This window comes from Streptomyces sp. E2N166 (assembly GCF_003671715.1).
Lineage (GTDB): Bacteria > Actinomycetota > Actinomycetes > Streptomycetales > Streptomycetaceae > Streptomyces > Streptomyces thinghirensis.
The window spans coordinates 1-590 of the sequence record NZ_RAIF01000047.1 but is presented as its reverse complement, the minus strand read 5'-3'; the positions used below and the strand labels follow the sequence as shown (position 1 = coordinate 590).

Genomic DNA, 590 nt, shown 5'->3' with positions numbered 1-590 from the left:
ATGACCCGTTCCGTGGTGGCGCTGGCCGCCGGGGCGGGGTTCAAGGACATCGTGCGGACCATGCGAACGCGGCGGATGAGTGCGCTCCCCGTCATCGATGCGGGGAACCGGGTGGTCGGCGTCGTCTCCGAGGCCGACCTGCTGCGCAAGGAGGAGTTCCGCGACAGCGACCAGGACGTGCACCCGAGGACCGGGCCCGTCGCGGCTCACGACAAGGCGCGAGGGGTGACGGCGACGGATCTGATGACGTCCCCCGCCATCACGGTGGGCCCCGACGAGACCCTGGCCGGGGCTGCTCGTGTCATGGCGCGGCGTGGGATCAAACGCCTGCCCGTCGTCGACGCCGACGGCGTGCTGCGGGGGATCGTGAGTCGTGGCGATCTGCTCAGGGTCTTCCTCCGGCCCGACCCGGAGATCGCTGAGGAGGTCCGGCACGAGGTCGTCGGCGGCCGCCTTCCGGACGGCATCGGTCCGGTCCGGGTCGAGGTCCATGAGGGCGTGGTCACACTGGCCGGACGGGTCCGCGACACGTCGGTCGTCCCGCTGGTGGAACGGCTGGTGCGCTCGGTCGAGGGCGTGGTCGACGTCCG

General features: G+C 71.9%; 1 protein-coding gene. It reads left to right on the top strand.

Annotated elements, in window-relative coordinates; genetic code table 11:
- Positions 1-590, top strand: a 590-nt coding sequence (locus EBH09_RS37360; RefSeq protein ID WP_121751300.1) for a CBS domain-containing protein, incomplete at both ends; no start/stop codon positions are given.